At 43.7% G+C, this 21,010-nt stretch carries 21 protein-coding genes and 2 tRNA genes; 13 read left to right on the plus strand and 10 right to left on the minus strand.

Annotated features, from left to right (window positions below; translation table 11 throughout):
* Entirely contained in the window at positions 1 to 1,128 is a 1,128-nt protein-coding gene (locus tag HF974_13835; GenBank protein MBC2699382.1) for a replication factor A, read from the minus strand.
* A 148-nt stretch (positions 1,129 to 1,276) separates the two neighbouring features.
* Between HF974_13835 and HF974_13840 the strand changes: the two genes are divergently transcribed.
* Both HF974_13840 and HF974_13845 read left to right on the plus strand, forming a co-directional pair.
* Positions 1,277 to 2,047, plus strand: a complete 771-nt coding sequence (locus HF974_13840) for a peptidylprolyl isomerase (protein ID MBC2699383.1) — start codon at positions 1,277 to 1,279, stop codon at positions 2,045 to 2,047.
* Positions 2,048 to 2,091: 44 nt separating this feature from the next.
* Positions 2,092 to 2,176, plus strand: a tRNA-Ser gene (locus HF974_13845).
* 65 nt (positions 2,177 to 2,241) lie between these two features.
* Here HF974_13845 and HF974_13850 read toward each other — a convergent pair.
* The 4 genes from HF974_13850 to HF974_13865 form a co-directional block, all read right to left on the minus strand.
* Positions 2,242 to 2,475 (minus strand): addiction module toxin, HicA family, encoded by a 234-nt coding sequence (locus HF974_13850; GenBank protein ID MBC2699384.1) that lies wholly within the window; start codon positions 2,473 to 2,475, stop codon positions 2,242 to 2,244.
* Positions 2,472 to 2,693 carry a type II toxin-antitoxin system HicB family antitoxin gene (locus HF974_13855; protein MBC2699385.1) on the minus strand — a complete coding sequence of 74 codons (222 nt, stop codon included), beginning with the start codon at positions 2,691 to 2,693 and terminating at the stop codon, positions 2,472 to 2,474. The genes HF974_13850 and HF974_13855 overlap by 4 nt, the downstream gene beginning before the upstream one ends.
* A gap of 155 nt (positions 2,694 to 2,848) precedes the next feature.
* Complete coding sequence (locus HF974_13860; GenBank protein MBC2699386.1) at positions 2,849 to 4,135, minus strand: ATP-binding protein; 1,287 nt, start codon at positions 4,133 to 4,135, stop codon at positions 2,849 to 2,851.
* A 73-nt stretch (positions 4,136 to 4,208) separates the two neighbouring features.
* Positions 4,209 to 4,391, minus strand: coding sequence for a hypothetical protein (locus HF974_13865; GenBank protein ID MBC2699387.1), 183 nt, complete (start codon positions 4,389 to 4,391; stop codon positions 4,209 to 4,211).
* 101 nt (positions 4,392 to 4,492) lie between these two features.
* Here HF974_13865 and HF974_13870 point away from each other — a divergent pair, with 101 nt between their 5' ends.
* Complete coding sequence (locus HF974_13870) at positions 4,493 to 5,866, plus strand: ATP-binding protein (GenBank protein ID MBC2699388.1); 1,374 nt, start codon at positions 4,493 to 4,495, stop codon at positions 5,864 to 5,866.
* A 133-nt stretch (positions 5,867 to 5,999) separates the two neighbouring features.
* Here the strand turns inward: HF974_13870 and HF974_13875 are convergent, their stop codons facing one another.
* From HF974_13875 to HF974_13890, 4 genes are all read right to left on the minus strand, one after another.
* Complete coding sequence (locus HF974_13875; protein MBC2699389.1) at positions 6,000 to 6,173, minus strand: hypothetical protein; 174 nt, start codon at positions 6,171 to 6,173, stop codon at positions 6,000 to 6,002.
* Positions 6,174 to 6,353: 180 nt separating this feature from the next.
* Positions 6,354 to 6,572, minus strand: a complete 219-nt coding sequence (locus tag HF974_13880; GenBank protein ID MBC2699390.1) for a type II toxin-antitoxin system HicA family toxin — start codon at positions 6,570 to 6,572, stop codon at positions 6,354 to 6,356.
* Positions 6,565 to 6,816, minus strand: a complete 252-nt coding sequence (locus tag HF974_13885; GenBank protein ID MBC2699391.1) for a type II toxin-antitoxin system HicB family antitoxin — start codon at positions 6,814 to 6,816, stop codon at positions 6,565 to 6,567. Before HF974_13885 ends, HF974_13880 begins: the two co-directional genes overlap by 8 nt.
* A gap of 75 nt (positions 6,817 to 6,891) precedes the next feature.
* Complete coding sequence (locus tag HF974_13890; GenBank protein MBC2699392.1) at positions 6,892 to 7,215, minus strand: GNAT family N-acetyltransferase; 324 nt, start codon at positions 7,213 to 7,215, stop codon at positions 6,892 to 6,894.
* Here HF974_13890 and HF974_13895 point away from each other — a divergent pair.
* Together HF974_13895 and HF974_13900 are read left to right on the plus strand one after the other, a co-directional pair.
* Positions 7,188 to 7,272, plus strand: a tRNA-OTHER gene (locus HF974_13895). The two genes, HF974_13890 and HF974_13895, sit on opposite strands and share 28 nt — an antisense overlap.
* A gap of 162 nt (positions 7,273 to 7,434) precedes the next feature.
* Positions 7,435 to 8,475, plus strand: coding sequence for a Fic family protein (locus HF974_13900; protein ID MBC2699393.1), 1,041 nt, complete (start codon positions 7,435 to 7,437; stop codon positions 8,473 to 8,475).
* A gap of 17 nt (positions 8,476 to 8,492) precedes the next feature.
* Here the strand turns inward: HF974_13900 and HF974_13905 are convergent, their stop codons facing one another.
* Positions 8,493 to 10,094: a tRNA uridine(34) 5-carboxymethylaminomethyl modification radical SAM/GNAT enzyme Elp3 gene (locus HF974_13905; GenBank protein MBC2699394.1), complete on the minus strand. Its 1,602-nt coding sequence runs from the start codon at positions 10,092 to 10,094 to the stop codon at positions 8,493 to 8,495.
* 216 nt (positions 10,095 to 10,310) lie between these two features.
* On the opposite strand from HF974_13905, the gene HF974_13910 reads away from it, so the two are divergent.
* The 8 genes from HF974_13910 (at position 10,311) to HF974_13945 (ending at position 20,859) form a co-directional block, all read left to right on the plus strand.
* Positions 10,311 to 12,401 carry a type II/IV secretion system ATPase subunit gene (locus tag HF974_13910; GenBank protein ID MBC2699395.1) on the plus strand — a complete coding sequence of 697 codons (2,091 nt, stop codon included), beginning with the start codon at positions 10,311 to 10,313 and terminating at the stop codon, positions 12,399 to 12,401.
* On the plus strand, positions 12,391 to 13,317 hold the full coding sequence (locus tag HF974_13915; protein MBC2699396.1) for a secretion system protein: 927 nt from the start codon (positions 12,391 to 12,393) through the stop codon (positions 13,315 to 13,317). The genes HF974_13910 and HF974_13915 overlap by 11 nt, the downstream gene beginning before the upstream one ends.
* Positions 13,318 to 13,321: 4 nt before the next feature.
* Positions 13,322 to 14,638 (plus strand): type II secretion system F family protein, encoded by a 1,317-nt coding sequence (locus tag HF974_13920; GenBank protein MBC2699397.1) that lies wholly within the window; start codon positions 13,322 to 13,324, stop codon positions 14,636 to 14,638.
* A 61-nt stretch (positions 14,639 to 14,699) separates the two neighbouring features.
* Entirely contained in the window at positions 14,700 to 16,028 is a 1,329-nt protein-coding gene (gene ffh / locus HF974_13925; protein MBC2699398.1) for a signal recognition particle protein, read from the plus strand.
* Between the two features lie 236 nt (positions 16,029 to 16,264).
* A complete protein-coding gene (locus HF974_13930) occupies positions 16,265 to 16,873 on the plus strand; it encodes a hypothetical protein (GenBank protein ID MBC2699399.1) in 609 nt (202 codons plus the stop codon).
* Positions 16,873 to 17,193, plus strand: coding sequence for a transcriptional regulator (locus tag HF974_13935; protein MBC2699400.1), 321 nt, complete (start codon positions 16,873 to 16,875; stop codon positions 17,191 to 17,193). Before HF974_13930 ends, HF974_13935 begins: the two co-directional genes overlap by 1 nt.
* A 556-nt stretch (positions 17,194 to 17,749) precedes the next feature.
* Positions 17,750 to 19,804 (plus strand): S9 family peptidase, encoded by a 2,055-nt coding sequence (locus HF974_13940; protein MBC2699401.1) that lies wholly within the window; start codon positions 17,750 to 17,752, stop codon positions 19,802 to 19,804.
* Positions 19,805 to 20,061: 257 nt separating this feature from the next.
* The gene (locus HF974_13945; protein ID MBC2699402.1) at positions 20,062 to 20,859 is read left to right on the plus strand and encodes a PhzF family phenazine biosynthesis protein; all 798 of its coding nucleotides are present in this window, start codon (positions 20,062 to 20,064) and stop codon (positions 20,857 to 20,859) included.
* Positions 20,860 to 21,010: the final 151 nt, after the last annotated feature.

A 21,010-nucleotide genomic window follows, 5' to 3' on the forward strand; every position in this document is an offset into this window, starting at 1 on the left:
TTATTTTTCAAGTATTGTAATTGTACTTCTCTCGCCCACACTCAATTCCACTTCGTCATTCCATCCTGACTTAGCATAGCAGTCGGTCACCTGCAATTTAGTCCCGATGTCTATATCATGTATGATCTCGGTCTGCTTATCCCAAAGTGCAGTCTTTATCCTGCCAGAGTCATCTGATAAGTGGATGTTCACTACCCTGCCACTTGAGCCGTCCTTGCGCTTAAATTCCCTCAGTTCATCAAGCCCTGTAACATATCCTATAATGCTGTATGACTCATTGATCTCGATATCACCAATGAGGGTGATCTTCTCACTGAACTCCACCTGCTTACTGGTCTTTTTTATTGAACTGTTATTCCCCAGGTTGATCTCCACCTGGTTGTTGAAGGAATTCTCTTTCGAATAACCCCCGGTTATTTCTATGGTGTCACCCAGGTTCAACTGATCGGTATGTTCCACATTTTCATCCCATAACGTGAGGCGGATCTTACCTGTGGAGTCGCCCAGTGTCAGGTTCCTGACCTTGCCAGTAGAATTATCCTTTCGCTGGAATGTCCTGGTATCTGCCATGTCCAGTATCTTTCCTACCAGGTGTATATCGCTCATACCTGATTTTATCTCCTCGATACGGTAGGGTTCTGTCCTTACCCTGATCTCTTCACTCATGGCCACTTTATCCACACTGCCGCCCCTGCCAACACTGACCTCAAGACCATTACGCCCCTCCTTGACAAAACCGGAAACCTGGACTGAATCCCCAAATACGATCTCTCCTACCTGTACCAGGTCTGCAACACTTTCCCATAGCACGACCCTGATAGAACCAGTTTCATCCGCAACTGTCAGGTTGGCAACACTGCCTGTGGAACCGTCCTCACGATTGAATTCCCTGGCATCTGAACATACCGTGATCTTGCCCACTATTGTAACATTAGAATTATCAATTGTTACCTGTCCTATCTTTACCTTATCATCGTACTCGCCCATATCGTAGATCACAAGGGTTGCAAGAGTTTTATCATCCGGAAGTCCGCCAAGGAGTTGTTTTTTTTCTTCCATCCGGGCAAGGAAATCTTCCATGCTCATGCGGTCTTTTACTTTCTCATATATTTCTGTTATTTCATCCATAGCTATCCCCGTTGAAAGATTGATTGGAATGAATTGATTTAAGACTTTTCTATCGGTCATACATGTCGTCAATTGTTGTAAACTTTTATGATACGGCATGGAAATGTTTTTTACCAATCCCGTTATCTTAGACCCCGGTGTAATTATCATGACGATCAATGAAGGAGATTTTATTAAAATATCATACACAGGTAAACTTGAGGACGGTACTATCTTCGATACTACAAATGAAGAGGTGGCAAAGGTCCATAATGTATATAATCCCAATGGCAGGTATGGTGGTGATGTGATCATTATTGGTGTGAACCAGATGATCGTAGGTCTTGAGGAAGACATAAAAGAGCATGAAGTAGGCTATAAAGGGACTGTCACAATTCCACCTGAAAAAGCTTTTGGTGTACACCTTTCCAAGCTGATAAGGGATTTACCTCTCAGACGTCTTGAACAAAAACCACAGGTAGGGATGATGGTTCAATTCGAAGGTAAACAGGCTAAAGTACTCAAGGTCATGGGACGCCATGCCAGATTGGATTTCAACAGCCCTATGGCAGGCCAAATGATAACATATGATTATAAGATCGAAGCCATGCTTGAGGAACTGAAGGAAAAAGCAGTTGGTCTTAGTGCACTTTATATGGCCCAGGAAATGGACATCGAGATCGATGGTACTGTTGCCAGGGTCAATGTGCCCCTGGAATTTAATTATTCACAGCATTGGTTGAATACTAAAGCACAACTGGCACTGGACATGTTGAAATATACTGAACTAACAGAAGTGTTATATGTTGAAACTTATACAGAAGAACTGTTAAAGCCTGATTCTGAAGAACAGGAGCAATCAGAAGCTGAAGAGTCTGATGAATCCGAATCAGATGAACCGGAAGACTCAGAAGAATTAGAAGGACCTGGAGAGGAGTAATCCCTCTCCTTCAATTATATTTTGATCCAACCTGAAACCACGTTGCTGAGGTAGCCAAGCGGACCACGGCGCCGGTCTTGAAAACCGGTGGTGCACTGCGCCACGGGAGTTCGAATCTCTCCCTCAGCGTCTTTCTTTTTTAGGAGTATTGTTCTGGTTATTTGTCTTTATATATAAAGAAACCCAATAAAAAATCATATTTTTTTCAAATATTCATCATATTCTGCAGTACTTACTTCAATTTCTCTTAGAATTTCTTTGATTAATGGTTTCGCCAAATCACTTCTACTATGATGAGGAATTGTTGTGGTTCTCCCATCCGGATGTCTATAAAATACATGAATTCCCTTTTGACGAACTCTTTCAAAACCTAACTTATACAATAACTTCTCCATTTTCCTGGCATCAATAACTTGAAGTTTGGTCAACAAGTCACCTCTACCTGCTGGATTCCCACAAATTCCGGCAGTTCTTGTTTTGCATCTGGTTCCATTTCTTCCAAGCACAATTCAAGTACTTCCTTTAAATTATTTTGCAACTCATCAAGAGTCTCCGCTTGTGTATGTGCACCAGGAATTCCAGGAACTATAGCCACATACAAGCCTGATTCTATATCTTTTTCAATATATGCAGTTATTCTTGGCATCTAAATACCTCGATAATTTTCATTGATTTACTAATTACTAATTTGTCTTATCTTTATTTAAATAGAGATGATAGAATGGTTTATTTCAATATAATAGCCATCCTGCAGTCAAAGACCCCGGACGACGCTATTATGGTTTGTGCAAGAACAAAACACTAATCAAGAAGCCACTTACACAGGGAAACATATCTAACATTCTTCCCGGAAATAATTTCAACCGCCTCATAATCCCATGTAATGATCAGCAGATTATCGCATCGAAGTTCCTCTGAACCTTGCAGGAGAGCTTTTACTTCACGCTCTTTTGTTACAAAATCATCAAGTGTGTAACATACCTGTATAAGTTCAGAGACCTTTTTCCCCTCCTTAATGATAAAATCAATTTCCCTGCCAGATGTAGACTTATAGTAAAACAGATCTCCTTTGCTTCTTCTTTTTAGTTCAATAAAAACAATGTTTTCAATAAGCCTCCCATAGTCGCGTATACCTTGCAGGGACAGTAGTCCATTATCGACAAGATACATCTTTGATATACTTGATTCTATATTTTTGTAAGAATAAGAGAACCTCTTGAGTGGAAAAACAATAAATGAATCTTCAAAATAACCGAAATATGTATACAGCGTATTCTTGCTTACCTTATGGCCTTGCGATTTAAGGAAATTATAAAACTTATGGATTGAAAATTCCTTTGAATTGAATATAGCATTAAGGAAGAGTTTCAGCATCTTTATGTTTTTCACATCATACCTTTCCACAATGTCCCTGAATATTGTCACATCTACTATCTCACTCAATATCCGGTCCCACTCTTCCCTGTAACGCACTGTTTCAGGAAACCCGCCGTATCTGACATAATCTTTTAGTTTTTGGATAATTTCCCCCATTTGTGCTGATGAAAGATATTCTTCATACTCAAGTTTGCCTGCTTTCAGGACTTCGGCGAAAGAGAAGGGATATACATTGTATGTCAGGCTTCTTCCCCTCATGCTTGTGGCAATTTCTTTACTCATAAGCTTGGATGATGAACCAGTGACAAACACATTGACATTTTCCATATCAACAAGTGTCCTTACAAATCGTTCCCAATCAGGAATCACCTGTATCTCATCAAGAAATACCCAGGTTTTCTTATTCCTATCAGGACAAAACTCAAAAAACACTTCGAGGAGTGTGTTCAGGTCCTGTGACACTGCACCCACCAGTCTTGAATCTTCAAAGTTCACATACAATATACTGTTTTTGTCCTCTTTGCGTGCTAACAGCTCTTTGATTCCCAGATACATGAGATATGTCTTACCTGACCTTCTGGGACCTGAAAGAACAACAGCTCTGTCCAGTGGGATGTCAAGAGGGTAGTGTATATCCCTCTGTACAATGTCACGATATCGCCTTTTCTGGAAATCTTTAATTATGTTTCCCCAGAGTGTCTTTGAGATCATAGTATTATGTAAGTTGAAATAATTAATAAATATTTCCCTTTATAGAATACTATTTTATCTGGCCACCAGCAGATCATATCAATATCTGCACTGAACTGCCGCCGCTATCGGCGCAGCCTACTCTCAGTAGTGCCAAAATGAGGATTTCTGTTGCTTCAGCCAGCAGTTCTTCCCCGTATCCCTTGTGCTGCCATTCCCTTGCCTGCGGTTTTAGCCCCACACCCACCAGCGGCCCGTAGACATGAAGTTTCCGCACCAGGGCCGCACCCTCAAGCTCGGGCCTGTGCGGGGCTTTTGCTGATAATTAGAATATTAAATGCGAAAAGACCGTATAACTTAAATACTTTACACAAGATTATTATAATCGTGGGTAAAGTGATACCATTCGTAAACAGAAAAAGAGAACTATCCTCTTTAAATAAATTTTTTAATTCTGACCGGGCTGAATTAATAGTTATCTACGGAAGAAGACGTATCGGGAAAACAGAACTTATAAAAGAAGCCATAAAGGGACAAAAAGCAGCGTACTTTTTTGTTGAACAGGCACTGGAAAAGGATAACCTGGACTCGTTCAAAGAAATCATATCAAAAACAATTGATAATCCGTTAATAGCAAAAGCTGACTTCACATGGGAAGAACTATTCCAGCAGATAGCAAAAGAGGAAAAATTGATCATTATTTTAGATGAATTCCCGAACCTCATAACAGAAAATAAAACCCTGTTATCAAAATTCCAGAAGATATGGGATGAAATCCTGAAAAACACCACCATCAAACTCATATTATGCGGCTCATCAATATCAATGATGGAAAGTTACCTGCTGGACCACAAAAGCCCGCTGTATGGAAGAAGAACAGGACAGTTGTTTATAATGCCGCTTAAAGCCGGATATATACTTGATTTTGGCGTTGATTCAATTGAAGATGCGATAAGGGTATTTGGTATTACTGACGGCATACCCGAATATATCAAAGATGTATGCTACCGGCTCAATAGTGGTGAGAGATTAGAAGAAGTTTTCCAGCAGGATAAAGTCCTGTTTGCAGAAGCGGAGGTGCTGATAAAAAGTGAGTTGAGGGACCCGACAAGATATTTCAAGATACTGAAAGCTATTGCTTTTGGCAATACTAAATTCGGCGAGATTGCAAATTATACTGAGTTTCCTGCACCTACTGTTTCGAAATATCTGAGCAACCTGATAAACCTGCATATTGTAAATGAGTCCTATCCGGTCCTGGTTGACAAGGAGAGAACAAGGAACCGGAGATATCATCTTTCTGATAATTATTTTGACTTTTATTTCAGGTTCATTTACCCGAATAAATCTGAGATTATTTCTACAGACAGGATTTCTGGTTTTGAAGCTGACTATAATCGATACCTAGGCAGGATATTTGAAAAGGTGTCTGAAGAGTTCCTTAAGTTAAATACCGATATGCTGCCTTTTAGGTTTAACAGGAAGGGACGGTGGTGGTTCAGGGATAAGGAGATAGATATTGTAGCACTGAACGACAATACGAGAGAGATTCTTTTTGTGGAATGTAAATGGAGCAGTTTGAACCAGAATGATGTAAAACATATCCTTGAGTTGTTGAAGCAAAAATCAGGACATTTAAGGTGGAATAATGATAATCGAATTGAGCATTTTGGCATAATCGCAAAGAAACTACAGGATAAGGAGAAGTTTAGAGCACAAGGTTTTGTGGCGTTCGATCTGGATGATTTTTAAGTTTAAGAAAAGAGATGGAACTGCCCACCCATATGAACCTGGACATATAAGGTCCATCCCGCTCAAAGCCCAGTTTCCGGTAGTAAGGCCTAACACCTATCCCGCTGATAACGGCAAGCTTACTAAAACCTGCCTATCCGGCCCTTTTTATAGCTTCTGCCAGCAGTTCTTCCCCGAATCCCCTGTGCTGCCATTCCCTTGCCTGCGGTTTTAGCCCCACACCCACCAGCGGCCCGTAGACATGAAGTTCCCGCACCAGGGCCGCACCCTCAAGCTCAGGCCTGTGCGGGGCACTGGAATACCTCAACCCGGAACCACATTGCTGAGGTAGCTAGGCGGACCACGACGTCTGTCTTGAAAAACGGTGGTGCACTGCGCCACGGAGTTCGAATCTCTCCCTCAGCGTCTTTCTTTTTTACATTCCAGAATTTCTTCTGCAATTATGTGCATTTTGAACCTTTTTTAGTGACAAACGAACTATTTTATTTTAGTTATTCAACCATTCTTCTCTGGATATTTTTGCCTGTCTTAATATTCTTGATAATAAATCCACACTAATTTCAGCCTTATGAGGATTTGGAATTGTTAAAACCAGATCATTTTTTACCATAAACGGGTGTTTCCCACCAGAGTAAGGACCTTCAAAACCCAGCTTATTAAGGCGTTTGACTAAAACATTCCAACTCACTGGAGTAAGTTTAGGCAACTACCAGTTCTCCCGTGGTTTCGATATTGAAATTTCCAATGGGAGGAATCGGCAATCTCTTCCTTAATCTAATTATTATCCATTCATCGATCACTTCTTCAAGATTTTTCCTGCATTCTTCTAGAGTCTTTCCACTAGTCCATACACCTTGAAGTTCTGGCACTTCGCCATAATATGGTTCTTCGTCATCTATTATTTCATATTTGGCATGTTCAAGTGCAGCCTTAATATATTGGATTAACATGTCGAATACCTCTTCTTCTTTTATTATGATCTATTATATTATATTTTTGGCGCCCGGTTTGAGACTTTTTGTTATTTACAATATGAACCTGGACATATAAGGTCCGTCCCGTTCAAAGCTCAGTTTCCGGTAATACGGCCTTACACCTATCCCGTTGATAACTGCAAGCTTAATATAACCTGCCTGCTGTGCCCTTTCTGTAGCTTCCGCCAGCAGTTCTTCCCCGAATCCCCTGTGCTGCCATTCCCTTACCTGCGGTTTTAGCCCCACACCCACCAGCGGCCCGTAGACATGGAGTTCCCGAACCAGCGCCGCACCCTCAAACTCGGGCCTGTGCGGGGCACCGGGACACCTTAATCCGGAACCACCTTGCTGAGGTAGCCAACCGGACCATGGCACCGGTCTTGAAATGTGGTGGTGCACTTTGCCACGGGAGTTCGAATCTCTCCCTCAGCGTCTTTCTTTTTTACGACTATTGTTCTGGTTATTTGTCTTTCTCTATTATGCTTCAAGGCATGTTTGTGATGCTCCCCACACTAAAGGTGCGAGGCATCGGTCGGGTGCATGGTGACTATCTAACGGAAGATTTAAATAAAGGGGTCATACAAATAGAGAAATATGGGTCGAAAACCATACCGAGTTGAAATAAATTATCCAAAAAATCGGAAACCTCAATATTACCTTGTTAAAGATGTAAAGGTAAAAGGTAAAAAAAGAAAAATAAGGAAATATTTAGGAATAATACCTCCTACGGCAGAGGACATTGAGAAGTATCGTAAGGAATACGCTTATGAGATTGAATTAAAAGCAGCATTGAAAAAAGCAGAATTAAGTTGTACATTTTATTCATCAGATTATTTATCTATAGAACAAATGAAAACAATTGAAGAAATTCGATATATATATAAAACATTTACGAGTTTACTCACCACCAATGAAATAGAAGCTTATGAACGAAATTTTGATGTTCATTATATTCAAGGTACAACTTCAATAGAAGGAAATACACTATCTTTAAAAGAAGCTTCTGATTTACTCATACATGGCATTGCCCCCAAAGAAAAAACTTTGAGGGAAATAAACGAAGTGCAAAATTTCAGAAATGTAAAAGAATACCGTGATAAATACCGAGGAAAAGTAACTTTAGACTTTATAAAAATGCTGCATTCTTTGATTATGAATAACATAGATTTTGAGTCTGCAGGAGTTTTTAGAAGGACTGATATTATTGGTATATTAGGTTGCGAACATCGAGTAACTCCATCAATTTTAATTGAAGATGAACTCCAACAAATCATAGATAAATATTATTCAAGACTTGATGAAGGAAGATACCCATTCGAAGAATCTGTTTTGTTTCATTATGAATTTGAAATGACACATCCTTTTGCGGATGGCAATGGAAGAGTTGGAAGAGAAATTATTAATTATATGCTTACAAAAGCTGAATACCCAAAGTTACTCTTCTCAGGTAAGGATAGAGATATTTATATCAAATCTCTTCAACTAGCCAATCAAGGTAGATATATGGATATGGTCAAGATATTTATGAATTTGGTAGCATCACAACGATATGAAATAATGAAAGATAATTTAGAAAAGGTTGTCAATCCACCACAAAAAACAGGTCAAATCAGGCTAACAGATTTTGAATCGTGATGATTGAAAATTCCCCCCTATATGAACCTGGACATATAGGGTCCGTCCCGCTCAAAGCCCAGTTTCCGGTAGTAGGGTCTCACACCTATCCCGCTAATAACAGCAAGCTTACTAAAACCTGCCTGCCCGGCCCTTTTTGTAGCTTCTGCCAGTAATTCTTCCCCGTATCCCCTATGCTGAAATTCCCTTGCCTGCGGTTTTACCCCCACACCCACCAGCGGCCCGTAAACATGGAGTTCCCGCACCAGGGCCGCACCCTCAAGCTCAGGCCTGTGCGGGGCACCAGGATACCTCAACCTTATAAACCCTACCAGTACATCATGTTCAGTATCCTCAAATGAGATGAAATGCTCATCACCGCCGCATGAACGATATGAGCGGGATATCATCTCCACATGTCCGGGCTTGATACCCTTAAGACCCTTATGACCTGCCTCACGGCACCGGATACAATGGCATTTCCCTCCCTGTTGTGCAAGTCTTTCCCCTGCCAGTTGTCTTAAGTTGCTTTTTGTCACGCCTGCCTGGATCTGGTATGCAGGTATATCACGCTGCACCCGCTGCAGCCTGACCCAGGGAGGCAGCAGGGCTTTAATATTTGCGACCAGTTCAACCGCCTCCTCAACTTCCTGGGCACGGTAGCCACCCGCATCCCACAGTTCATGCAATCCGGTCCCCGGCGTGACCAGCGTGGGATAAATCTTCAGGTAATCTGGCATGAACTTCTCATCCTCAAACAATCTCCCAAACATCCGAAGGTCCATATCCGAAGATGAACCCGGGAGGCCCGGCATCATATGAAAACCAACCTTGAAACCAGAATCCCTCAGCACCCTGTTTGCCAGTTCAGTTTCATAGACCCCGTGCCCCCGGTTGATCCTGCCCAGGATAAAATCATAGGTACTCTGCACGCCGATCTCAACCTTGGTTCCTCCCAGGTGCAGCATCTGGTCCACTTCATCCCTGGTTGCCCAGTCCGGGCGCGTCTCAAAGGTAATACCAACATTACGTACTACAGCCCTTTCATTTTCGGCCTGCACGTCTTCAATATATTTGAACTTACCAGCATCGGGCCGTACCGTGAAATCATTCATAGCCTCAATGCAACGCCTGACAAACCATTCCTGGTAACATAGGCTCCTGGAAGTGAAACTCCCGCCCATTACAATAAGTTCAGCTTTATCCACAGGATGACCTATCTGTGTAAGCTGTTCCAGGCGCCCTGCAACCTGTAAGTAGGGGTCAAAGTCATACCGTATGCCCCTTTTTGCAGCAGGTTCCTGCCCCATATAGCTCTGGGGCGATATATATTCTGAATCAGGGCCACCAGGACATGGCAGGCAGACGCCGTGTGGGCAAGGTGCAGGTGAAGTCATCACTGCTATTACAGCCACACCCGATATGGTCCTCACAGGTTTGAGCTGCAGTATTTCAATGACCTTACCATATTCTACAGGAAGGGCCCTGGCAAGGATTTCGGCATTGCTCGGCAACCCATTAAACTTATATTTTGCACTCACAGTCTTTTTGTGTCTGTTCAAATCCAGTTCAGAATCGATATTTCCCAGTATAATCTGAAGAATAAGTTCCCTACATGCTAAATGTAGATTACCAGGCATAAGAATATATTATTATGATTGTCGTTACTTATAAGTACTTAATAACTCTAAATATAATATGAAAAATTATAACTTATTATATGTAATATATGTAAAAAGGATTGGAAATATCAAAAATTATTTCGGCGGGATGAGTGGAATATGAATGACAAAGAAAAGGGTGAAAATGAAACCAGTGTTGATGAAAAATTGAAGCCCTTTAAGGACACACAGATTATGAGTGATAATCAATCAGTAATCAATGATGCCGCGGATATTGATAAGAAAAATGACAGCCAAGAGCCAGAATCCTTAGAATCGGATGAGAGCGAACAAACAAATTCTGTTGATGGAACATCCAAGATAAATGAAAAGGATGAAACAACAGAAACACCTGTTGGTAAGTCGCATGATTCTGAAGAAGTACCAGATGAAACGTCAGGTGAAGAAAAAACTGATGACGAAGAAGTTGATAAGGGGCCCAAAATAAGGGATTTAACAGAAAAAATTGGTGAATCAGAGAAATTGTTGACAGACCTGATCATACCCGGTGGCGATAAACTGGACATTGAGACGCTGAGAACCCGTCTTGGCGACAGCCGTGTCCTTGAACACAGGAGGGTAATGCTGCCCGAATCTGTTGAATCGGTCTGGGAAAAGACCCTGATGGAAATCACCCAGGTAGAGGAAGAAGTGGTTGCCAAACCTGAGGTAGAAGAAGAAATTATTGAAAAACCAAAATTTATCCAGCGTATTATCAATCATTTCAAGCCAGAAAGAATCGTCCTTGAAGATTATGATCCTGAAAAACACGGTGCTCTGGTCGAACTCACATTAGATGATGATTATTCTCTCGAGGAAGTTGAACTTTATCCTGTAAATGAACCTTATTCATATGTCAGAATTTCATATAATCCAGGTACTCATACTTATCTTTATGAGGTACTTGAACCTGAAATGGAGCCGGGAGAAAAAGAACTGTTTGCAGAAATAAAAACAAGGCTCACGGAAACACTTGATGTTAGCTTAAATGAGCTTGAAGAAAACGGTGCAAAAAAATACCTGAAGGATAAAGTATATGATATTTTATGGGATTACCAGATAAAAATCGACACGGTGTCCTTTACAAAGATTTTATATCATATCTACAGAGAATTCATGGGATATGGAAATATAGATCCCATGATGCATGATCCATACCTTGAGGATGTTTCCTGTGATGGGCCTTATACACCATTGTACGTGTACCACAGGAAGTACGAATCAATAGAAACAAACACTACTTTTGATGATGAGAACAACCTTGATGCCTTTGTTGTGCGCATCGCGCAGATTTGCGGAAGGCACATCTCCATAGCAGATCCACTACTCGATGCTACAATGCCAGACGGTTCAAGGATACAACTGACCCTTGGAAGAGAAGTAACAACCAGGGGAAGTTCCTTTACTATAAGGAAATTCAAGGAAAGCCCGCTGACCCCGCCAGACCTCATCGACTACCATACCTACTCAACTTCAACAATAGCATACCTTTGGCTGGCTGCTGAAAATAACAAGAACATAATTTTTGCAGGAGGTACCGCATCCGGGAAGACCTCTTCCATGAATGCAATATCGTTGTTTATCCCACCCGAGACTAAGATCGTATCAATTGAAGATACCAGGGAGTTGAACCTTCCCCATCCCAACTGGATAGCAGGTGTGACCAGACAGACTTTTACCGGGGGTGAAACCGGGTCCATCGATATGTATGACCTGTTAAGGGCAGCCTTGAGGCAGAGGCCTGAATACATGCTTGTAGGCGAGGTAAGAGGTGCCGAGGCCTATGTCCTGTTCCAGGCTATGAGTACCGGTCATACCACATTTTCAACCTTACATGCGGATTCCGTACAGTCTGTTGTTCACCGGCTTGAAAATCCGCCCATAAATGTTCCCAGGATAATGCTGCAGGCCCTTGACATGATAATTATACAGGTCCAGGTCAGGATTGGTGAACAAAGAGTGCGAAGGGCCAAATCCATAACTGAGATTGTGGGTGTCGATCCCAGGACAGGTGAATTATTAACAAATGAGGTGTTTACATGGTTGGCCTCAAAGGACGAATTTACTTATTCAGGTAGGTCTTATGTACTGGAATCGGTGATGCATAGCCGTGGGTGGGATGATGCCCGCATCAAGGAAGAACTAAAGAAAAGGCAGGAAATCCTGGAATGGGCGCGTATGAAGAACGTGAAGCATTATGAGGATGTTGCCAAGATAGTCGTAACTTATTATCGTGAACCTGAGACCCTGATGGAAATCGTGAGGAAGGAATTATATGGTAGTTAGGTATCTTTCCTCGTATTCATACCGTTTATTCGGCAGCTATTTTAGTAAGAGACGTGCCCAGTATTTTGACCTCAGGCAGGAATTGCTAAAGACCAGATTCAATATCAGTTTTGATATGTATCTTTCCCTTGCGGTTTTATGTTCACTGTTAATGATGGTGGTAGGATTCTTATTTGCAATTTTAGTTGTATCTGCCTTCAGTACTCCTGATATTTTTGTGACCCGTTCGTTTTTCACTGATATTTTTGAAAGTTTCCAGGAATATAAAAACCTGGCATTTAATATTATTTCCGTTGTCGTTATCACGGGTATTTTCACTGTAGGTACATTTATTGCATTCCTGAACTATCCAAAGATGATTAACAGCAACAGGAAACGTAGTATTGATACGATACTTCCTTATGCTGTGCATTACATGTCTGCAATGTCAGGCGCAGGCGTCATTCCTGTGGATATATTTTCAAGTCTTGCCAAGAACAAGATATATGGGGAAGCTGCAGTAGAGGCTTCATATGTGGTAAGGGATATCAAAGTACTGGGCAATGATCTTGTCCAGGCCATGAAGAATGTGGCATCTACTACACCATCATATCGGCTGCAGGAATTCTTACAGGGCGCAGTAACCATCGTATCTTCCGGTGGTGACCTGGAATCATTTTTAAAGCTTAAGGCAGACCAGTTTGTTATAGAAAGCAAGCGGGAACAAAAGGAGTTCCTTGAAACGCTCGGATTAATAGCTGAGACCTATGTGACCGCATTTGTGGCAGGACCCTTGTTCCTGCTCGTCATGATGTCTGTCATGACTATCATGGGCGGTATGAACCTGATGATCATGTACCTGTTGATATACCTGGTAATCCCTGTGGGAAGCATTGTGTTTGTGGTGCTTGTCAGTAGTATGACCCCGGAGGTGTGATATTTTGGAGAACAGAGGACCCATTGACGAAAAGGAGGAACAACTCCCGGAGGATACTATTACAATTGACGAAAAAGGGGAAACACCTCCAGGGGATACTATTGCAATTGACGAAAAAGAGGAGACACCTCCAGAGGATACTATTGCAATTGACGAAAAAGAGGAGACACCTCCAGAGGATACTATTACAATTGACGAAAAAGGGGAAACACCTTTTGGGGACACTGTTCCAATTGATGAAAAAGAGGAGACACCTCCTGAGGATACTATTGCAATTGACGGAAAAGAGGAAACATCTCCTGAGGATACTATTGCAATTGACGAAAAAGAGGAAACACCTTTTGGGGACACTGTTCCAATTGATGAAAATAAAAAAATATTTACAGAAGATGACCTCCTACTTGAAAAAGATAAAGTACATCTCCAGATGGAAGCGGCAAGAAAATGGATCGATCTCCGCCATTTCATAAAATCACCCCAACAGGAAATTAAAAAAGAACCAGCTTACGCATTATTGATCAGTATACCTATTGCCCTGATCTTCCTGATACTTGGAGGTCTGAAGACAGGCTTTACACCTGCATTTGATGACGTATTGCTTTTCACGGTTCTCATGGCCATAGTCCCTCCCGGATTTCTTCATTATTTAAAAAGACGTAGAGTAAAAAGGATTGAACAGTATTTCCCAAATTTCCTAAGGGACGTTGCCGAGATGAACCGCTCAGGTATGACACTGACAAAATCGGTTGGCATGGTGTCTAAAGGTGAATATGGAGATCTCACTATTGAGATTGCCAAGATCAATGCTATGCTTTCATGGGGTATATCATTCGAAGATGCCCTTGACAGATTTGCAGACCGGGTTGCTACGCCGCTTATATATCGTTCAGTCGCATTGATCAACCAAGCCAGCCGGGCCGGCGGTAACGTACCAGATGTGCTGGAAGTAGCTGCCAAGGATGCCTATGTCCTTAAAATGATGGAAAAGGATCGTGCAAGTAACATGATCATCTACGTGATAATCAGTTACATGTCATTTGGGGTATTCCTGTTTGTAATTGGGATTCTTTCGTATTCCTTTATTCCGGTGATGGCAGAAGCCAGTATAACAGCCAATGCAGCTGGCGGTGGAGCAGAAGAGTTTATTGGTGTTTTCAATCCAGAGATGTTCAGGCGCCTGTTCTTCCATGCATCATTGATACAGGGTTTTTCATCCGGACTTGTGGCAGGACAGATGGGTGAAGGCGAGGTTATAGCCGGGTTGAAACATTCTGTGATCCTTACACTGATTGCCTGGTTCACCTTTACATTCTTCATCTAATAGTAGATATTTATCTATCTTGGGAACACTCTTTGAAGGCATTCACTATTGAGAGATAATCATGGTATTGGATAAACTTGGAAGCTCATTGCAGGATACCCTTAAAAAATTAGCCGGAGCAGGCAGGATCGATGAAAAAGTGGTCAACGCTGCCGTTAAAGAGATACAGCGTGCCCTGCTCCAGGCTGATGTAAATGTCAAACTGGTGATGGAACTATCTACACGGATCAAGGAACGTTCTTTAAAAGAAGACGTTCCCACTGGGTTGAGCGGTAAGGAACATGTGATCAATATCGTATATCATGAACTCATTAACATCATGGGTAAGGGGACCGATGTTAAACTTGCCGGACAAAAGATAATGATGGTGGGCCTGCAGGGAAGCGGTAAGACCACTACCACAGCAAAGCTTGCCAGGTTCTTCCAGCGAAAGGGCCTGAAACCTGCTGTGATCTGTGCTGATACATTCCGGCCCGGAGCTTATGAACAGTTGAGTACTCTTTGCAGCCGTTTGAATGTTACATTCTATGGCGAGAAAAACAATAAGGATGCTGTGGAGATCGTACGCCACGGACTGGAATCTGTTGAAAAGTACGATGTGTTGATAATCGATACTGCCGGTCGTCATGCTCTTGAAACTGACCTGATCAAGGAAATGGAAGATATCTTTGCCATGGCCAAACCTGACCAGAAACTGCTTGTCATCGATGCTGCTATTGGCCAGCAGGCAAGTGAACAGGCCAAGGTGTTCAACCAGTCCATTGGTATCACTGGTGTGGTTATTACTAAACTGGACGGTACGGCCAAAGGCGGCGGCGCGCTGTCTGCCGTGTCAGAGACCGCATCTTCGATCGCGTTCATCGGTACAGGGGAGAGACCAGAGGATTTTGAGAAATTTGAGGCTGACAGGTTCATATCCAGGCTGCTTGGAATGGGGGATATCAAAACCCTTATCGAGCGGGCCCAGGAAGTGATCGATGAGGATGAGTTCGATATAGATAGTATGATGCGGGGCAAATTCACGCTCAAGGATATGTATAAACAACTTGGGGCAATGAATAAGATGGGGCCGATAAAGCAGATCATGCAGATGCTTCCCAATATGCCCATGCTTCCAAAGGGAACTGACCTTTCTGATGAACAGTTCCAGACGACCCAGAGTACCCTTGAAAAATTTAAGATCATTATGGATAGTATGACAGAGAAGGAGCTGGAAGAGCCAAAGATAATAGGCAGCAGCCGTATCAAGAGGGTTGCCATTGGTTCCGGGACTTCACAGGAGGATGTCAGGCTTCTTATTAAGCAGCACAAAATGATGCAGCAGGCATTCAAGGGACTGCGGGGCGGCAAGTTCAATATCCAGAAAATGATGAAAAAAATGGGCGGATGAAACTTAATTTGTATTGCTTTTTTTCCAGTATGTCCGAATACCTTTACTGCTGATTGGCAAACATGAGTTGCCATGTACAGCCAGAGATGCAATAAATGGAGTAATTGAAATTTAGAGGTAGCATTAGCAACTGCCTGTCATCATTACAATCCACATGCTATTATCCAAAACAACTTTGTAGTGCAAAGTATTATATATTGCAAACACCTTTATGATAATATGCCGAGGTGATTACAATGACACAAAATATCAATCTAAAGGAAATAGAAAAAAAGGCATATTGTGATTCCCAGCAGGATGGCTTGATGGAAGTCATGATGGGGCTGATCCTCATGACATTCGGAGGGTTCTTCCATTCCCCAATCTTTGCGTTCTATATATTGCTAATAGTATTTGCCGGAAGGATTGTGGAGTTTATCCGTAGGCGGTACACCCATCCCAGAATCGGTTTTGTCAAATTCCATAAGGATGATTCAAAGGATGCCCTGACAGGTGTATTTCTCTTTGAGGTCACAGTTATCGTGATCATGTTCACTCTGATCTCTCTTTTTGGCAATGTAAAGGATTATTCCCAGTGGGTAGACTGGGCGCCATTGTTCTTCGGGATGATTTTGGTCGGACCCTTTGCTCATGCACAATCCAGATCAGGGAATGTCCGTTATACCGGATATGCGATACTTTCGGTGATTCTGGGTCTATTCTTTTCCCTGACAGAATTTGCTTCCGGGAGTACAGGGTTGATACTCTATCTGGTACTTATGGGGGGATTTCTTTTCATTAGCGGGCTTTTCATCTTCACCAGGTTCCTGCGCAGGTATCCGCTTGCCACTACAGGAGGCGCTTGATGCCAGTAAGTGATTCCGGTAGCAGTGAAGAGCTCCAGCAAATCGCGGGAATCGACCGCTTGATCCACGAACCTGCAAGGCTTATGATCATGGCATACCTCTACGTTGTCGAAAGCGCAGATTTCCTTTTCCTGATGCGCCAGACCGGGCTTACTCCCGGCAATCTCTCCTCACATACGAGCAAGCTTGAGGCTGCAGGGTATGTCGAGATTGTGAAGGAGTTTGTAGATCGAAAGCCGCATACAATGCTCCGGCTGACTGATGTGGGAAGGGAGGCTTTTCAGGAGTATCGGGAGCGTATGATGAAGGTGCTTGGGTGATCTGCCTGCTTGAACCAACAGCCACCCTTCGTCATATTTGTAATTATGTCGTGAAGTTCTGCATTATATAACCTTATAATTCGATATATCGAGACCGTCACATTACATGTTGGTATTATCAAACTAACCGCAAACGAACGCAGATAAACGCGGATACGCTACCTGAAAATCTGTGTTCATCTGTGTTTATCTGTGGTTTAATTAAATTCACCAACACGAATTGTAACGGTCTCGATATATCAAAATATTTAAGTACTAATACTTTGGAAGCATTATTAGACCGATCAACCAAAAGACCAGTCTGAACAAGAGGGGGTAACATCACTCCGACGACCACAATGATCTGCAGCAAAATGAAAATTTAAAGCTGCGGAGAATCGTGAACATCAGGAAGAGTTGCCGCTTCGGCGGATTGTAAGTGCCGAGATACACTAATGACACCGATCACCACCAAAAGGGGATTCGCATTTCAGGAAGGTTTGGGACCACACATTCCGATTTATGGTTATAGATTCCTAACTAAATAAAGGTTCAACATCCAGAGGAAGGACAAAAGATGAAAAAGCTACTAATATCAGTTCTGATAATCGCTGCGTTGCTGGCGTCCGGTTGCATCAGTGACAAGGATGCCACAACAGAAGAACCGACTGAAAATATGAGTCAGATAGACGCCGCCCCGCTCATCCCGCGTGAGGTCTTATTCGGCAATCCGGACAAGATCACAGTCCGTCTAAGCCCGGACGGAGACCGGATCAGCTACCTTGCCTCTGTAGACGGTGTACTGAACGTCTGGGTAGGACCTGCTGATGACCCTGATTCTGCCGTGCCGGTCACAAACGACACCGAACGTGGCATACGCAATTACTTCTGGGCTTACACAAACAAGCACATCCTGTATCTCCAGGACCAGGCTGGTGATGAGAACTGGCGGGTCTACAGCGTGAACCTGGAGACTGGCCAGACCACTGACTTAACCCCGCTTGAGGGCGTGCAAGCCAGAATCCAGGCAGTCAGCCAAAAGTTCCCTGGCGAGATATTAATCGCTCTCAATGACCGCGATCCCACACTTCACGACATTTACCGTGCCAACATCACAACTGCCGAGATGAGTCTTGTCATGGAGAATGAAGGTTTTGTTGGATTTACAACTGACGACGAGTATAACCTCCGCTTCGCAGAACAACTCACAACAGACGGCGGAAACAAGATATTCCAGGCAACACAAGATGGTGGCTGGGAGCTATTCATGGAGATCGCAATGGAGGATTTGCTCACAACAGGTATCGTAGGATTTGACAAGACCGGTACTGTTCTCTACATGATCGATAGCCGCAACCGTAACACTGCTGCGTTCTTTGCGCTGGACCTTGGAACAGGTGAGCAGACCTTGATCGCTGAGGACCCGCGTGCAGATACTAGTAATATCATGATACATCCGACTGAAAAGATTGTCCAGGCGGTTGCTTTCACCTACGAGCGCAAGCACTGGCAGATCATTGACGATACCATCGCTGGTGACCTTGCCTACCTGAAAACAGTTGCTAATGGCGATGTAGAGGTAGTTAGCCGAACACTTGACGATGAGTACTGGATGGTCGCCTACGTGTTGGATGATGGGCCGGTGCAGTATTATTGCTATGACCGCGGAGAAAAGAGTGCAGAGTTCCTGTTCACGCATCGCAAGGCACTGGAAGGTTTGTCTCTTGCAAAGATGCATCCTGTGGTCATCAAGTCGCGTGATGGACTGGACCTGGTCAGTTACTACACGCTGCCGGTTGGAAGCGACAGTGATTTCGATGGGCGTCCGGATGAGCCATTGCCGATGGTGTTGTTCGTCCATGGTGGACCATGGGCACGCGACAACTGGGGCTACAACTCCGTACATCAATGGCTTGCAAACCGAGACTATGTTGTTTTGAGCGTTAACTTCCGCAGTTCCACGGGATTTGGCAAAGCGTTTATCAACGCGGGCAACCTGGAATGGGGCGGCAAGATGCACGATGATCTCATCGACGCGGTCAACTGGACAGTTCAGGAAGGGATCGCGGACCCGGATCATGTGGCCATCATGGGGGGCAGCTACGGTGGATATGCAACACTCTGGGGCATGACGAATACATCAGATACGTTTGCCTGTGGCGTAGACATCGTGGGTATATCGAACCTGGTTACACTGCTTGAGACGATCCCACCGTACTGGGAACCACAGATCGAGTTATTTGCAACGCGTGTGGGGGATCATCGAACAGAAGATGGCAGAGCGTTCCTCACCAGGCGATCCCCGCTGACCTATGTGGACCAAATCGAAAAACCGCTCCTGATCGGTCAGGGCGCAAATGACCCGCGTGTCAACCAGGCAGAGTCAGACCAGATCGTCCAGGCGATGCAGGATGCAAACATCCCTGTTACATATCTACTGTACTCAGACGAAGGACACGGCTTTGCCAGACCTGAGAACAGACTCTCGTTTTACGCCGTAACCGATGCGTTCCTCGCCCGGCATCTGGGCGGGCGGTACGAGCCTATTGGCGATGATTTTGAGGGATCGAGCATCATGGTTAAGTCTGGCGCTGAAGAGGTGCCGGGACTCGCAGAGGCGATAGCTGATTAGCTACAAATGAATCGATTACCGCTGGCTGCACAGGGTGCTGTGTGTCCCTGGGTGGCTGGCGGATTGTTGGCTGGAATTGGGCATGGGTAGTGTGTTTAGGGAGTATCGGAAGAGCATTGTGCAGGTGCTTCACTGACCTGACCTGACCTTACTTTATCCCATATCACCCGGAGTAACATCTATTTACCAATTAGAACAGACAGGACAGTGGCGATACAATGGACGAGAAGAAGAGTATAGGAATGAGAAACAAACGCATGAAGATATTTCAGGTCGATTCATTCACAAGCAAGCCATTCACAGGAAATCCCGCTGGAGTATGCATCCTATCAGGGAATATTTTGGATTTTGATATGTTAAAGATCGCAAACGAAATGAACCTGCCTGAAACCGCATTTCTTAAGGAAAAGGACGGGGGCTATGACTTACGATGGTTCACCCCACAAGCCGAGGTTGAACTCTGCGGTCATGCAACTCTGGCTTCTGCTCATGTCCTGTGGGAGATTGGGGCGCTGGACCCGGATGAAGTAGCAAGTTTTGATACGCTAAGCGGCAGATTAACAGCGAAGAAGAATGGTGCGTGGATTGATCTGGACTTTCCGGCTGAATTCGAGACAAATGCTGATGCTCCTGTTGAACTTACACGGGCATTAGACGTAAAACTGAAATATGTGGGTAAGAACCGGTTTGATTATCTTGTGGAGGTTGAATCGGAAGAAAAAGTGCGGGATATGAAGCCGGACTTTGATCTGCTGAAGAAAGTTTCGTGCCGCGGTGTCATTGTGACCAGTAAGGCAGATGCCGGCAGATATGATTTTGTCTCTCGATTTTTTGCACCCGCAATCGGGATTGATGAAGACCCTGTGACAGGTTCGGCTCACTGTTGCCTGGGTCCTTACTGGGAATCCCGGCTGAATAAATCTGAGTTTGAGGCGTTCCAGTTGTCTGAAAGGGGCGGAGTTGTCCGGGTTAAAGTCGTGCCCGGGTCCGGTCGGGTTACCCTGAGCGGCAGGGCAGTTACAGTGATCAAAGGAGAGCTTGTATATGGATGTTAAGTGCGGGATTCGTAATCGAGAGCGCCGAGTATTGTGACGGATTCCAGGGAACATACGTCTGCATCAGGCGATAGGGTATGACCAGCAGGTAGAATGCTTACCCGACATGAACTCCTGCACTTGCAAACTGTATCTCCCCTGTTTATTGGGA

The organism is ANME-2 cluster archaeon (assembly GCA_014237145.1).
In the GTDB taxonomy this organism is placed as follows: Archaea; Halobacteriota; Methanosarcinia; order Methanosarcinales; family Methanocomedenaceae; genus Methanocomedens_A.

What these genes read in the sequence shown, in the direction of transcription:
- HF974_13835 (MBC2699382.1), bottom strand. Translation starts at nt 1,128, where the DNA reads ATGGATGAAATAACAGAAATATATGAGAAAGTAAAAGACCGCATGAGC.
- HF974_13840 (MBC2699383.1), top strand. Translation starts at nt 1,277, where the DNA reads ATGACGATCAATGAAGGAGATTTTATTAAAATATCATACACAGGTAAA.
- HF974_13855 (MBC2699385.1), bottom strand. Translation starts at nt 2,693, where the DNA reads ATGCCAAGAATAACTGCATATATTGAAAAAGATATAGAATCAGGCTTG.
- HF974_13860 (MBC2699386.1), bottom strand. Translation starts at nt 4,135, where the DNA reads ATGATCTCAAAGACACTCTGGGGAAACATAATTAAAGATTTCCAGAAA.
- HF974_13885 (MBC2699391.1), bottom strand. Translation starts at nt 6,816, where the DNA reads ATGTTAATCCAATATATTAAGGCTGCACTTGAACATGCCAAATATGAA.
- HF974_13900 (MBC2699393.1), top strand. Translation starts at nt 7,435, where the DNA reads ATGGGTCGAAAACCATACCGAGTTGAAATAAATTATCCAAAAAATCGG.
- HF974_13905 (MBC2699394.1), bottom strand. Translation starts at nt 10,094, where the DNA reads ATGCCTGGTAATCTACATTTAGCATGTAGGGAACTTATTCTTCAGATT.
- HF974_13910 (MBC2699395.1), top strand. Translation starts at nt 10,311, where the DNA reads ATGAGTGATAATCAATCAGTAATCAATGATGCCGCGGATATTGATAAG.
- HF974_13915 (MBC2699396.1), top strand. Translation starts at nt 12,391, where the DNA reads ATGGTAGTTAGGTATCTTTCCTCGTATTCATACCGTTTATTCGGCAGC.
- ffh (MBC2699398.1), top strand. Translation starts at nt 14,700, where the DNA reads ATGGTATTGGATAAACTTGGAAGCTCATTGCAGGATACCCTTAAAAAA.
- HF974_13930 (MBC2699399.1), top strand. Translation starts at nt 16,265, where the DNA reads ATGACACAAAATATCAATCTAAAGGAAATAGAAAAAAAGGCATATTGT.
- HF974_13935 (MBC2699400.1), top strand. Translation starts at nt 16,873, where the DNA reads ATGCCAGTAAGTGATTCCGGTAGCAGTGAAGAGCTCCAGCAAATCGCG.
- HF974_13940 (MBC2699401.1), top strand. Translation starts at nt 17,750, where the DNA reads ATGAAAAAGCTACTAATATCAGTTCTGATAATCGCTGCGTTGCTGGCG.
- HF974_13945 (MBC2699402.1), top strand. Translation starts at nt 20,062, where the DNA reads ATGAAGATATTTCAGGTCGATTCATTCACAAGCAAGCCATTCACAGGA.